This is a genomic window from Clostridium chromiireducens, from assembly GCF_002029255.1.
GTDB classification, from domain to species: domain Bacteria; phylum Bacillota; class Clostridia; order Clostridiales; family Clostridiaceae; genus Clostridium; species Clostridium chromiireducens.
In genome coordinates this window covers 1-601 of sequence record NZ_MZGT01000185.1, presented here as the reverse complement: position 1 = coordinate 601, position 601 = coordinate 1, and the positions used below count along the sequence as shown (strand labels likewise).

1 protein-coding gene is annotated in these 601 nt (G+C 25.3%); it reads left to right on the top strand.

What is annotated here, in order from left to right:
* Positions 1-174: 174 nt before the first annotated feature.
* Positions 175-601: RrF2 family transcriptional regulator (locus CLCHR_RS24305; RefSeq protein ID WP_079442493.1), on the top strand; the 427-nt coding region annotated here is incomplete at its 3' end.

Genomic DNA, 601 nt, shown 5'->3' with positions numbered 1-601 from the left:
TTATAGATAAGAAGGAATACATAGAAAAAACATAGGATTACATAAGAAAGCCTATGTATTAGAACTAAAAATATTAATAGAAAATTTTGTATTAAAACAGTTATTAGTAGTTGATTTTCTAAAAATGTCTTAATATAATTAAATATAGCAGGAAAGGTAAGAAATGGTGGTTTTATGAAGATTTCAACAAAAGGTAGATATGGTTTAAGAGCATTAATAGATATATGTATATTTTCGTCTTCTGATATGGTTACAGTGAAAAGTATTTCTGAAAGACAAGGGATTTCAGAAAGATACTTAGAGCAAATTTTTTCATCCCTAAGAAAGGGAGGAATAATTAATGCGAAGAAGGGGGCACAAGGAGGATATTTTTTAGCTAAAAGCCCTAGGGAGTTTACTATTGGAGATATTTTAAGTGTTTTAGAAGGAGACTTGCTTTTAATAGATATAGAAAATGATGAAAATGAAATAGAAAATTTTATGAGTGAAAATTTATGGAATGTAATAAATAATAAAATTAGTAACTTTTTTCATTCAATAACTTTAGAAGATCTTGTTAACGATTATAAAAAGTATAATAAAGAAGATATGTATTATATAT